This is a genomic window from Dactylosporangium sp. NPDC050688, from assembly GCF_040654515.1.
GTDB lineage: Bacteria > Actinomycetota > Actinomycetes > Mycobacteriales > Micromonosporaceae > Dactylosporangium.
The window spans coordinates 1-12,546 of the sequence record NZ_JBFAIC010000076.1 but is presented as its reverse complement, the minus strand read 5'-3'; the positions used below and the strand labels follow the sequence as shown (position 1 = coordinate 12,546).

Below are 12,546 nucleotides of genomic sequence, written 5' to 3'. Positions count from 1 at the left end.
GGGCTGCGAATCATGGGCACAGGGTGGAGCTCAGGCCGGCGCCGGAGCGCAGCGGAGGTGACGGCATGAGCAGCACGCAGGTCTACAAGATTCACATCAAGGCGAGCCCGCAGCGGATCTGGGACGCGATCACCACCCCGGAATGGACGTCGCGGTACGGCTACCGCGGCGAGAACCACATGGAGCTGCGCCCCGGCGGCGCGTTCCGCGGCATGTCGAACGCCGGCATGATCGCCGCTGGCGCCCCGGAGCTGGGCGTCGACGGCGAGATCGTCGAGGTCGACCCGCCGTTCCGGCTGGTGCAGACCTGGCGGATGCTGATGGACCCCGACCACGTGCCCGAGGGGTTCACCCGGCTCACGTACGAGCTGAAGGAGGGCAAGGACGGCGTGACGGCGCTGACCGTGACCCACGAGATCGGCGCCGAGGCCGGCCTGGCCCAGCTGCTGTCGGGAGAGCTGGAGGACATGGGCGCCGGCGGCGGCTGGCCGTGGATCCTCAGCGACCTCAAGTCGCTGCTGGAGACCGGCACCGCGATGACCGGCTGATCGGCGGCGCGGGTGCCGGGCCGCGGCCCGGCACCCGCTGCTCCACAACGACGATCAGACATCCCATCTATCTGCCAGCGGCGTCCGCATGATCACGGGTACTCTCGGACACTGCAGGCATTGGCGAAGGCAGACGTCCAATGTTAACTGCTTGACACATGCAAGGGTCTCGACGGCGCGAGGCTCCCCACTCCCGGATCGAAGGAGCGTTGCTGTGGGCAAGCCCCGCCGACTCGCCCTCCTGGCGGCCGCCACCGTCCTGTTGGGCACGTTCGTCACCCTGATCCACGGCCCGAGCGCCACCGCGTCGACGACCGACGAGGCGTTCAACCCCGGCACCGGCGCCCTTGACGTCAACTACGCCGGCTACCTGGGCAAGCACGACATCGTCTACAACAGCCCGCAGACCGACCCGCTGCACGGGCTCACCGTCGGCAACGGCAGGACCGGCGCGATGGTCTGGAACGCCAACGGCCTCACCATGCAGGTGTCCGGCGTCGACCTGTCGCCGCAGTCGGCGTTCGCGGCGGGCCTGGTGAACCTCAACACCAGCCCCGGCCTTGATACCGGCCCAGACACCGGTGTGAGCGGCTACCAGCAGCGCCTGTCGCTCTACGACGGCACGCTGACCACCCGGTACGACACCAACCGCACCGTCACGATCATGGGCGTGCCCGGCTCCGAGGTCATGGGCGTGCACGTCGAGGACCCGCGCACCGGCCTGGGCACCACCACGCTCGACCTGAGCATGTGGGACCCGGCGACGGTCACCAACAGCGCCGACGTGCCCAACCTGGACACCTGGAAGCAGGTGAGCACGTTCGCCGACGCGAGCGCCGCCGGGCTCAGCCGCGGCCAGAGCGACCCCAACACCTTCGGCTACACGCTGGCCGCGACGGTCGAGGGCGCCGCGTACAGCACGCAGGTCGTCAACGGCACGCGGGTCCGGCTGAACATCACCCCGAGCGCCAGCTACACGATCTGGTTCACCGCCGCGAGCCGGGTCAACTCCCCCGGCGCCAACTCCGTCACCCAGGCCCGCAACCAGCTCACCGCGGCGAAGAACGCCGGCTACCTGACCAACCTCAACGCCCACCGAAACTGGTGGCACGCGTTCTGGGCGAAGTCGTTCGTGCAGTACAGCGGCGCCCCTCAAGGACAGTACGGCAACACCGGCGACTATCTCGAGAACGTGTACTACCTGGCGACGTACATGATCGCCGCCGGCGGCTACGGCAACTACCCGTTCCACTTCATCAACGGCGTGTTCCGGGCGACCGAGGACCGCACCAAGTGGAGCAACGGCTACTGGTTCTGGAACCAGCGCGACGTGTACAACTCGTTCCTCGCCTCCAACCACGCCGACCTGTTCGCCACCGAGAACCGCCTGTACAGCCGCAACCTCACCGCGTTGAAGGCCTACACCCAGACCAGGTACGGCATCGACGGGCTGTGGGTGCCGGAGACGATGGGCTGGGACGGCAACGCCCGCGGCACCGTCAACAGCGACTACGTCAACGACATCTACTCCACCGGCACCGAGGCCGCCTACAACATGTACCTGCAGTACCGGTACACCAACGACCTCACCTACCTGCAGAACACCGCGTACCCGTACATGCGCGAGGCGGTGAGGTTCTACCAGTCCAAGCTCAGCTACGACGCCGGCACCGGCCGCTACTTCATGGCGACGTCCAACGCGCACGAGACGTACTGGGACGTCAAGAACGCCATCACGGACCTCGCCGCGGTGCGGCTGCTGTTCCCGCTCACCATCCAGGTCAGCACCCAGCTCGGCCTGGACGCCGGCCTGCGCGCCGGGTGGCAGAACGTGCTGGACCGCATCGAGCCGTACAAGACCAGCAACGGCGCGTGGCTGCCGCACGACCCGCCGGCGGCCCAGCAGCGCAACGGCGAGAACGTCACCGCCGAGCTGATCTGGCCCTACGACCTGACCGGCATCGGCGCGCCCGACTACCAGACCGCGCTGAACAGCTGGAACACCCGGCCCAACCCGTACAGCAACGTGTGGGCCCGGCAGCCCGGGCCTGGTCAACGACACCGCGCTCACCTACGACGCGAACTGGTTCCACACCACCGGCCGCGGCTACGGCGACCACAACGACGACACGCACCACTCCACCACCGTCAACGCCGCCGCCGGCTACACCTTCACCGGCACCGGCGTGGAGCTGCTGTCGGAGCGCTTCAGCGACATGGGCAACGTCGACGTGTACCTCGACAACGTCTTCCAGGCCAACGTCAACCTCTACGCCGCCGGCCCCCGCCAGGCACAGCAGGTGGTGTACAGCAGGACCGGCCTGACCAACGGCAGCCACACCATCCGCATCGTGAACAGGACGACGTCGGTCGGCATGGTCGACGCGCTGCGCATCATCATCACCGGCGGCGCCCCGCCGGCCGGCGGCTCGACGCTCATGGCGCAGGTCAACAGCCGCTACGTGAGCGCCGGCGCCGGCCCGCTGATCGCCGACAAGACCGCCGCCGGCGTTTCGGAGCAGTTCGAGATCGTCGACCTCGGCAGCGGCAACGTCGCCCTGAAGGCCAAAGTCAACGGCCAGTACGTGTGCGCGGAGAACGCCGGCGCCAACCCGCTGGTGGCCAACCGCGCCGTGATCGGCGGCTGGGAGACGTTCAGGCTGATCCGCAACGCGGACGGCACCGTCAGCCTGCAGGCCACCGTCAACAGCAAGTACGTCGTCGCGGAGAGCGCCGGTGCCGCCGCCCTCATCGCCAACCGTGACGCGATCGGCCCGTGGGAGAAGTTCATCCTCACCACGGCGTAGGTTCTCCCGCCGGGTGGGGGCCGCCAGCCCCACCCGGCTTTTTCCGGAAGGACACCACCGCATGAGACTCACCCGACGCGGGTTGCTCGGCGCCGCCGCCGTGGGCCAGTGGGAGAAGTTCGACCTCGTCATCCCGTGACACGCAGCCGGGGGCACCGGCCGCCGCGGCGACCGGTGGACGCACGACCCGGTGGCTGCCTGGTCGATGAGGACCAGGAATCCACCGGGTCGTGGCGAGCGGCGTCAGGCGAAGGCGAGCTCGGGCGGCGGGCATGCCGGCGGCCGCCGCGCCGGGCGGGGCGGGCGGTCAGGTCAGCGCGACATCAGCCCTGGAGGGGCCCCTCCAGGGCTGATGTCTACCCTGCTCCGCGTCGGCGTCGCTTCGCAGGGTGTCGTCCGCAGGTCTCGAGCGGTGGGTCCGCTCATCGAACCATGGACAACCCTCGACATCGAGTCGAACATCGGAGGTATCGGTTCGTCAAGCAGGGTTCCAAACTTCTGTCCTGTCGAACAAAAGCGACAGGCTCCAAGATTTTGCCCCTTGCCGTTCGCGGGTCACGCCTGCTAGACATCGGATGTCTGAACGCAGCAGTGGTACTCGATCGAGGGAGGGACCGTGACCAACCGCTTCGTGTCGCTGGACACCTACGACGTGCGGTTCCCGACCTCACGGGAGCTCGACGGCTCCGACGCGATGAACGCCGACCCGGACTATTCAGCCGCCTACGTGGTCCTGCGCACCGACGCCATCGGCACCACCGAGGGCGGGGAGGACGGTGAGGGGCACGGGTTCGCGTTCACCATCGGCCGCGGCAACGACGTGCAGACCGCGGCGATCGAGGCGCTGCGGCCGTATCTCGTCGGACGTCTGGTGAAGGAGGTGCTCGACGACCTCGGCGGGCTGTACCGCGAGCTGGTCTACGACTCGCAGCTGCGCTGGCTGGGCCCGGAGAAGGGTGTCATGCACATGGCGATCTCGGCGGTCGTCAATGCGCTGTGGGACCTGAAGGCGAAGCGGGCCGGCCTGCCGCTGTGGCGGCTGCTGTCGTCGATGTCGCCGGAGGAGCTCGTCGGCCTGGTCGACTTCCGGTACCTCAGCGACGCCCTGACGCCGCAGGAGGCGCTGCGGCTGCTGCGCCGCGGTGAGGAGGGCCGGGAGGAGCGGGTGCAGGCGCTGCTGGCCGGCGGCTACCCCGCGTACGCCACGTCGCCCGGGTGGCTCGGCTACGACGACGCCAAGCTCGAACGGCTCTGCCGGGAGGCCCTAGCGGCCGGGTTCACGCAGATCAAGCTCAAGGTCGGCGCCGACCTCGACGACGACCTGCGCCGCATGCGGATCGCCCGGGAGGTGTGCGGTCCGGGCGTACGGATCGCGATCGACGCCAACCAGCGGTGGGACGTCGGCACCGCGGTCGAGTGGGTCGAGGCGCTGGCACCGTTCGACCCGTGGTGGGTGGAGGAGCCGACCTCCCCCGACGACGTCGTCGGGCACGCCGCGATCGCCCGGCGGATCGCGCCGATCCCGGTCGCCACCGGTGAGCACGTCCAGAACCGGGTCGTGTTCAAGCAGCTGCTGCAGCTCAACGCGGTCTCGTTCGTCCAGCTCGACGCCGCCCGCGTCGCCGGGGTCAACGAGAACGTCGCGATCCTGCTGCTGGCCGCGAAGTTCGGCGTCCCCGTCTGCCCGCACGCCGGCGGCGTCGGGCTGTGCGAGCTCGTGCAGCACCTGTCGATGTTCGACTACGTCGCGGTGTCCGGGTCGATGCACGACCGGGCCATCGAGTACGTCGACCACCTGCACGAGCACTTCACCGACCCGGTGCGCATGCACCGGGGGCACTACCTGGCGCCGCTCGCACCAGGGTTCAGCTCCACCATGCGGGCCGAGAGCCGGGCCCGCTACGCGTTTCCGGACGGCCCCGTCTGGCGTGCCGGCGCCGGCGACGCATCCCCGAGCCGCTGAACACCACACCCCCTTTGAGGATCCCGCCATGAACCTGTTACGACCGGCCCTGTTGGCCACCGCCCTGGTCGTGTCCCTCGCCGCTTGCGACGCCGGCACCTCCCCCGGCGGCGGCGCGCCCGGCCCCGCGAAGGGTGCTCCGATCGCGGTCGACCTGCCCCGCGCGGACTCCGACTTCTGGAACTCCTACGCCAGGTACATCCCGCAGTACGCCAAGGACGGCGGCCTGAACCTGATGACGCCGACGAACTCGCAGAACGACATCGCCAAACTCGTCGCGAACACGCAGGCGCTGACCAGCCAGGGCGCCAAAGCCATCGTGATGGCGCCGCAGGACACCGGCGCGATCGGCACCATCCTGACCCAACTGGAACAGAAGAAGATCCCGGTCGTCACCGTCGACACCCGCCCCGACAAAGGCAACGTGTACATGGTCGTGCGCGCCGACAACCGCGCCTACGGACAGAAAGCCTGCGAGTTCCTCGGCACCAAACTCGGCGGCAAGGGCAAGGTCATCGAGTTCCAGGGCGCCCTGTCCAGCGTCAACGGCCGCGACCGCTCCGAAGCATTCGCCGAACCCACCGACTGGGAAGGCGCCAAAGCCTCCGCCGCCCTGCAGACCCGCCTCGCCCAGCACCCCGACATCAACGGCATCTACATGCAGGCCGGCGGCGTCTTCCTCGCCCCCACCCTGCAACTGCTGCGCACCAAGAACCTCCTCGTCCCACCCACCGACCCCAAACACATCTTCATCGTGTCCAACGACGGCATCCCCCAGGAGCTCGACGCCATCCGCAAGGGCGACATCGACGCCACCGTGTCCCAACCCGCCGACCTGTACGCCAAGTACGCCCTGTACTACGCCAAGGCCGCCGTCGACGGCAGAACCTTCCAACCCGGCAGGACCGACCACGACAGCACCATCGTCCAGATCCGCGACGGACTCCTCGAAGACCAACTCCCCGCCCCGCTCGTCATCAAGGACAACGTCGACGACCCCGCCCTGTGGGGCAACCAGATCGGCAAGTGATGACCGACGCGACCGGCGCCTCCACCGCCCCGGCGGTGGAGGCCGTCCACACGAGCAAACGCTTCGGCGCCACCACGGCGCTGCACGACGTGTCGCTGGGGCTGACGGCCGTCACTTCGCCGCGCTCAGCTCGACCAGCAGCTCCGACAGGGCGGCCGGGTCGCAGTCGCCCAGCCGGACGTGCCGCGTCTGCTGCAGGTGATCCGACCAGGCGTCGTCGACCCACAGCTCGGTGATGCGGTGCGGGGTGCCGGTGGCGGACCACTTCGAGACGCCCGGCTCGACCTCGGCCACCAGTGCCAGCCCGCCGGGCAGCCGGTGCCACAGCTGGGTGTGCACGTGCTGGGTGGTGTCGTGCCCGTTGCCCTGCCAGTCGCCGCCGTGCAGCAGCGCCAGGAGGTGCTCCGCCGGCACCGGCCCGGGACCCGGCACGCTCGTCGCGGCGCGCTCGGCCCCGGTCAGGATGACGACCGGCCGCTGCAGTTGCGGCAGCGGCGGCAGGATCTCGTAGTCGGTGAGCAGCCGCGTCCAGCGGGGCAGGTCGGTGCCCAGCTCGGCCGGGTGCACGACGCCGAGCGGCGCGTCCGGGTCGACCGTCGCGGTGGTGTCCTCGACGTCGGTGAACGTGCCGTCCTCGGCGATGCGCAGGGCCCGGACGAGCCGGTCGCCGGGGCCGTACTCGCCCCACAGCAGCCGCCGGGCGAGCGGGCCGAGGACCGGGTGCGGCAGCACGACCGTCGTCAGGTCGCGCGCCGGGCGCAGCCGCCGGGTGAGCATGTCCCGGCGCAGGCGCGCGACCTGGACCGCTGCGGCCGCCCGCAGGTCCTTCTTGAACCGCGCGAACGCCTCGTACGCCGCCGGGTTGGTGTCCTTCGCGCCCGGCTTCGGCGGCCGGGCCAGCCGCCGCCCGGCCGCGTCGACGACGTGCGCGGTGAGGTGCTCGTCGGCGACCGCAGTGAAGGCCCGCGGCCCGTAGTCGAACGTGACGCCCCGGTCGAGGCCGAGCGTCGGGGCGAGGCGGTCCGCCAGCTGTGTGACGCTCAGCCCGCGCCGCGCGGCGGCCTGGGTCAGGTAGGCGACGGCCCGCTCGTTCGTCGGCCCGCCCGACATGCCCGCCTCGATCGACAGCAGGTGCCGCAGCGCCACGTCGGTGCCGGCCGTGGCCAGCACGGCGAGCCCGTCGATCGCCCGCGCCCACCGGCTGCGGGCGGGCCACGACCGCACCAGCGGCGCGAGCTGGTCCATCGTGGTGTCGTCGCCGATGTGCGCCTGCGCCAGCACCACCCACGCCTGCGCGGCGGGCATGCCGTCGGCCACCCAGGCGTCCAGCAGCGCCCGCCCGAACCGCGCCAGGCTTCCGGGGTCGCAGACGGCAATGAGCTTCTCGGCCTCCGGCGCGGGCGGCTGGACGAACGGCTGCGCGGCCGACGACGATTCCACGGTCACCGGCACGCCACCGGCGGCCGGTGCCGGGTCGCCGGGCGGCGGCTCCGGTGGCGTGTCCAGCCGCGTCCAGGTGAGCGCCTCGGCCAGCCGCGCAACGTCGTCGCGCGGCATCGTCGTACCGTCGCCCGGCCGCTGCGCACCGCCGGTCGGCTGGGCGACGTCGTCGCCTGGCACCGTCGCGGCGCCCGCCGGCTCGGCGTTGTCCTCCCTTGGCACCGTCGCGGCGCCCGCCGGCTCGGCGTTGTCGTCCCGCGGCACCGTGGCGGCGCCGGCCAGGTGGATCGGCGGCAGGCGCTCGGGGCGTGCCCACGCGGGCGCCCTGCCGGTGCGCGCCGGCAGCGGCCCCCACAGCGGCACCTCGACGCCGTGCTCGCGCGTGGCCCGCGCCACGGTCTCCGCGTGCCCGGTCGCGGCCAGGAACCCCAGCGCGTCCTCCGCCTGCTGCCGCGCCTTGCCGGGCCGCCCGGCCGCGGCCGGTGCCAGCGCCCGCGCGGCGGTCTCGGCATGCCGGTGCAGCCACAGCCGCGCCCACATCCGGGCCGACCCGAGATGCCGCAGCCACCCGGCGACCAGCGCGGCCGGCTCCGGGCCCCGGAACGGCAGCAGCAGCATCCCGAGCCCGTCCGCGTCCTGGCCGGCGTCCTGCAGCGCGAGCGGCAGCGCGTCGAGCTCGAACCGGGCGACCGCGACCCGGTCGACATCGATACGCTGCCGGTGCCGCAGCAGCACCAGCAACTTGCCGAGCAGCGCCCGCGCGGACGGCTCCGGCCCGCGCGTGATCAGCCACGACAGCTGCGCCTGCGTCAGGTCGGACAGGTGATCGGCACTGGTCACCGCGGTGACCCAGTCGGGCTGCTCACGGCCGTGCTCCAGCGCCGCGGCCCGCGACCACCACAGGTCCCGCTCCCCGTCCTGCCACGCCATGACGGTGCCCGGTGCACCTGCCGTCATCGTCGCCCCCTCCCCCGCCGGTCCGCAGACCGTATCGTGACGCGTCCACTCCCGCGCCGTGCAGCGGCTGGCGCATCGATGGCCCTGCGGCGGTACGGTGTCGCCATGAGTGAGGCGGCGGTGGCGGATTCGGTTGTGGTGCAGGTGGTCGACGTCGCCGGGGGGGCGGGAGATCTCGTGGGGTGACGGGGCCGTGGAGCGGCTGCGGGACCGGCTGTCGGACGTGCAGGCGGCGGTCGCGGCCGGGGTGCGGGCCGTCGCGGCGAACGTGACGCCCGACCTGTCGGGGTGGGAGGTCGCCGAGCTGCAGGCGAAGTTCGGGGTCACGCTCAGCGCCGAGGCCGGGGCGGTGGTGTCGCGGGCGACGACCGGGGCCACGTTCGAGGTGACCGTCACGCTGCGGCGGGCGGCGCCGCAACCGGCGGACCAGAGCGGCCCGGGCGACCAGGGCGGCCAGGCCGGTCAGGGCTGATGATCGACGGGCGGATCGTCGCCGGGGCGGCGGACCTGGGCAGCGGGTTCTGCCTGACGGACCGGATCGTCGCGACGGCGGCGCACGTGGTGCGGCACCGCGGGGCGCACGAGCTCGAGTTCGTCACGGCGGCCGGGGTACGGCTGCCGGTCGAGGCCGTCCACGCGGACCCGGCGATCGACGTGGCCACGCTGCGGGTCGCGGAGTCGCTGGCGATCGTGCCCCCGCTGACGCACGCGGTGCTGCGTGCCGACTGGCGGGTGACGGCGCGGCCGCGGGACCACGACGCGCAGCTCACCGGGCCTGTTCCCGCCTGCGGCCGACGCTCGCGCACCGCCGGCTACCGCTCGTGCACCACCTCCCCGTCGACGAACACGAGGTCGGCCTTGGTCTCGTAGAGCACGGCGCCGGGCTCGAACGGGTCGCGGTCCAGCACGACCAGGTCGGCGGCCTTGCCGGCGGTGATGGAGCCGGTCTCGTCGTCGGTGCCGTTCACGTACGCCGAGCCGAGCGTGTACGCCGTCAGCGCCTGCTCCAGGCTCAGCGCCTCCTGCGGCAGCATCGGCACCTGGGACGCCGGCCAGTCCGCCTCGCCCGAGACGAGGGGCTCGGTCCGGTGCACCGCCACGTGGATCGCCCACCACGGGTCGGAGGTGGTGACGGGCCAGTCGCTGCCGGCGGCGAGCCGGCCGCCGGTGCGGGCGATCGAGCCGAACGGATACTGCCAGCCGGAGCGCTCCGGGCCGAAGAACGGCACGCACAGGGTGTCGTTCTGCTCGTGGTGGGTCGCCCACAGGGCCTGGATGTTGGCGGTGACGTCGAGGGCTGCGAAGCGCGGCACGTCGTCTGGGTGCACCACCTGCAGGTGGGCCAGGTGATGGCGGGCACCGGAGGAGCCGTGGGCCCGCGCCGCCGCGACCGCGTCAAGGCACTCACGGACGGCACGGTCGCCGATGGCGTGGAAGTGCACGCCGAACCCGGCGGCGTCCAGCAGGGTCACGTAATCCCGCAGGCGGGCGGGGTCGACGTTGGACTGGCCGCAGTGGCCGCCCTGGCCGACGTAGGGATCGATCATCGCGGCGGTGAAGTTCTCCGCGACGCCGTCCTGCATGATCTTCACGGCGGTCGCGCGGAACCTGCCGTGCCCCGCGGCGGCGCGCCGGGCCTCGAAGCCCGCGATCTGCGACGCGTCGCCCGCGCGGTCCCACCACAGCGCGCCGGTGACCCTCGCCCGCAGTACACCCGCCGCATCCGCTGCCAGGTAGGTGCCGAACTGGTCCCGGGCACCCGCATAGGCACCCACGATCGCGTCCTGCCAGCCGGTGACGCCCAGGCTGAACAGGTAGCGCTGCGCCTCGAGCAACGCGCGGTCGTAGTCCTCGGCGGTGTCGGCGGGCAGCAGCCCCGTGATCAGATCCATGGCCCCCTCGTGCAGGACCCCGGTCGGCTCCCCCGCGGCATCCCGCTCGATCCTCCCATCGGCCGGGTCGGGCGTGCCACGACCGATGCCCGCTATCGACAACGCGCGACTGTTCACCCACGCCGAGTGATGGTCGCGGTTGGGCAGGAAGACCGGCCGGTCCGGGGCGACGGTGTCGAGGTCGTCGCGGTGCGGCAGGCCGCCCGGGAATGCCGCCATCGACCAGCCGCCGCCGGTGATCCAGCCGTCGCCCGGGTACACGGCGATCGCGGCGAGATACTCGGCCTTCGTGTGCCAGGGGGTGAGGTCGCAGCGCAGCCGCTCGAGGGCGCCGGAGACGGGGTGGATGTGCGCGTCCTGCAGGCCGGGGACGAGCGCCCGGCCGCCGAGGTCGATGACGTCGAACGCGTGACCGGACAACTCGGACAGCACGGCCGCGCGGTCGCCGACTGCGACGATCCGCCCGTCGCGGACCGCGACCGCCTCCGCGCCGCCGGGTGCGAAGACCCGGCCGCCGATGAACAACAGCGCACCCATCCGCGCAGCATGCACGGCAACCGTGGGGGCACGCAAAGGGTCCACCCCGTTGACCTGCATGCCCGTCGATGTGATGGTGCCATCACTACATCGACGGTCGGCGAAGTGTTCGCGGTCATCCCGCGGCACCACGCTGCGTACCCCCAACCGGAAGGGACCACCCACCCATGCGCAAGAGACGGGTCATCGCGATCGGTGCGGCCATCATCGCCGTCGCCGCGAGCGTCGTCGCCGGCCCCGCGCCGGCCCAGGCCGTGCAGGCCACCGGGCTGGGCGCGACCATCGCCCTGAACAACTGCTCGGGCGCCCTGGTCCGGTTCCCCAGCTCAGTCGACAGCGACCGGGCGATGCTGCTCACCAACGGCCACTGCTACGAGGGCGGCTTCATCAACGCCGGTCAGGTGCTGCAGAACCGCACCAGCACCCGCACCGGGACACTGCTGAACAACACCGGCGGCTCGCTGGGCACCGTGCGCGCCGACAAGCTCATCTACGCCACGATGACGAACACGGACGTGGCGCTGTACCAGCTGACCCAGACCTTCGCGCAGATCAAGTCGAGCTACAACACCACCGCCCTGACGATCGCCGCCACCCACCCGGCCGACGGCACGGCGATGACGATCCCGTCCAGCTACTGGAAGCAGGTCTGGACCTGCACCATCAACGGCTTCGTGCCCACCCTGCGCGAGGACCAGTGGACCTGGCACGACTCGATCCGGTACAACACCGGCTGCCAGACCACCCACGGCACATCCGGCTCGCCGATCGTCGCGTCGTCGGACAACACCGTCATCGGCATCAACAACACGGGCAACGACAACGGCGCCAGCTGCACCCTCAACAACCCGTGCGAGGTCGACGCGAACGGCAACGTCACCGTCCGGCAGGGCCAGAGCTACGGTCAGCAGACGTACTGGTTCACCACCTGCCTCAACTCCTCGCGGGTCATCGACCTGTCGATCGCCGGCTGCCTGCTCACCAAGCCTCCGGGCAGCGGCAACACGGTCACCGTGACCAACCCCGGCGCGCAGACCGCGACGGTCGGCACCGCGAAGTCGCTGCAGATCTCGGCGTCGTCGTCCGGCAGCGGCCAGACCCTGACGTACTCGGCCACCGGCCTGCCCGCGGGCCTGACCATCAACGCCAGCACCGGCCTGATCTCGGGCACCCCGACCACCGCGCAGACCACCACCTCCACGGTGACGGTCCGTGACACGACGGGTGCGACCGGCACCGCGTCGTTCGGCTGGACGGTCAGCGGTGGCGGCGGCGGTACGTGCAGCGGCCAGAAGCTGCTCAACCCCGGCTTCGAGTCCGGCGCCACCTCCTGGACCGGCACCAGCGGCGCCATCGGCCAATGGGCCAGCCA

The 12,546-nt window shown here is 71.6% G+C and carries 9 protein-coding genes; 7 read left to right on the top strand and 2 right to left on the bottom strand.

The window, feature by feature from the left end; all coding sequences use genetic code 11:
• The first annotated feature begins 65 nt into the window (after positions 1–65).
• The 4 genes from AB0H83_RS43745 (at position 66) to AB0H83_RS43730 (ending at position 6,348) form a co-directional block, all read left to right on the top strand.
• Positions 66–548 (top strand): SRPBCC family protein, encoded by a 483-nt coding sequence (locus AB0H83_RS43745; RefSeq protein ID WP_360107031.1) that lies wholly within the window; start codon positions 66–68, stop codon positions 546–548.
• A 214-nt stretch (positions 549–762) separates the two neighbouring features.
• The gene (locus tag AB0H83_RS43740) at positions 763–3,312 is read left to right on the top strand and encodes a hypothetical protein (protein WP_360107028.1); all 2,550 of its coding nucleotides are present in this window, start codon (positions 763–765) and stop codon (positions 3,310–3,312) included.
• Between the two features lie 659 nt (positions 3,313–3,971).
• Positions 3,972–5,318, top strand: coding sequence for an enolase C-terminal domain-like protein (locus AB0H83_RS43735; protein WP_360107025.1), 1,347 nt, complete (start codon positions 3,972–3,974; stop codon positions 5,316–5,318).
• A gap of 28 nt (positions 5,319–5,346) precedes the next feature.
• Positions 5,347–6,348: a sugar ABC transporter substrate-binding protein gene (locus AB0H83_RS43730; RefSeq protein ID WP_360107022.1), complete on the top strand. Its 1,002-nt coding sequence runs from the start codon at positions 5,347–5,349 to the stop codon at positions 6,346–6,348.
• Positions 6,349–6,459: 111 nt separating this feature from the next.
• Here the strand turns inward: AB0H83_RS43730 and AB0H83_RS43725 are convergent, their stop codons facing one another.
• Positions 6,460–8,745 (bottom strand): DUF4132 domain-containing protein, encoded by a 2,286-nt coding sequence (locus tag AB0H83_RS43725; RefSeq protein ID WP_360107019.1) that lies wholly within the window; start codon positions 8,743–8,745, stop codon positions 6,460–6,462.
• Positions 8,746–8,854: 109 nt separating this feature from the next.
• On the opposite strand from AB0H83_RS43725, the gene AB0H83_RS43720 reads away from it, so the two are divergent.
• Positions 8,855–9,217 carry a CU044_2847 family protein gene (locus AB0H83_RS43720; protein ID WP_360107017.1) on the top strand — a complete coding sequence of 121 codons (363 nt, stop codon included), beginning with the start codon at positions 8,855–8,857 and terminating at the stop codon, positions 9,215–9,217.
• Complete coding sequence (locus AB0H83_RS43715) at positions 9,217–9,615, top strand: serine protease (RefSeq protein WP_360107014.1); 399 nt, start codon at positions 9,217–9,219, stop codon at positions 9,613–9,615. Before AB0H83_RS43720 ends, AB0H83_RS43715 begins: the two co-directional genes overlap by 1 nt.
• Here the strand turns inward: AB0H83_RS43715 and AB0H83_RS43710 are convergent.
• Positions 9,558–11,174 (bottom strand): amidohydrolase, encoded by a 1,617-nt coding sequence (locus tag AB0H83_RS43710; protein WP_360107011.1) that lies wholly within the window; start codon positions 11,172–11,174, stop codon positions 9,558–9,560. The genes AB0H83_RS43715 and AB0H83_RS43710 overlap by 58 nt on opposite strands.
• A 167-nt stretch (positions 11,175–11,341) precedes the next feature.
• Between AB0H83_RS43710 and AB0H83_RS43705 the strand changes: the two genes are divergently transcribed.
• Positions 11,342–12,546: putative Ig domain-containing protein (locus AB0H83_RS43705; protein WP_360107008.1), on the top strand; the 1,205-nt coding region annotated here is incomplete at its 3' end.

Coding starts and splice junctions, on each gene's coding strand:
- AB0H83_RS43745 (WP_360107031.1), top strand. CDS start 66: ATGAGCAGCACGCAGGTCTACAAGATTCACATCAAGGCGAGCCCGCAG.
- AB0H83_RS43730 (WP_360107022.1), top strand. CDS start 5,347: ATGAACCTGTTACGACCGGCCCTGTTGGCCACCGCCCTGGTCGTGTCC.
- AB0H83_RS43725 (WP_360107019.1), bottom strand. CDS start 8,745: ATGACGGCAGGTGCACCGGGCACCGTCATGGCGTGGCAGGACGGGGAG.
- AB0H83_RS43715 (WP_360107014.1), top strand. CDS start 9,217: ATGATCGACGGGCGGATCGTCGCCGGGGCGGCGGACCTGGGCAGCGGG.
- AB0H83_RS43710 (WP_360107011.1), bottom strand. CDS start 11,174: ATGGGTGCGCTGTTGTTCATCGGCGGCCGGGTCTTCGCACCCGGCGGC.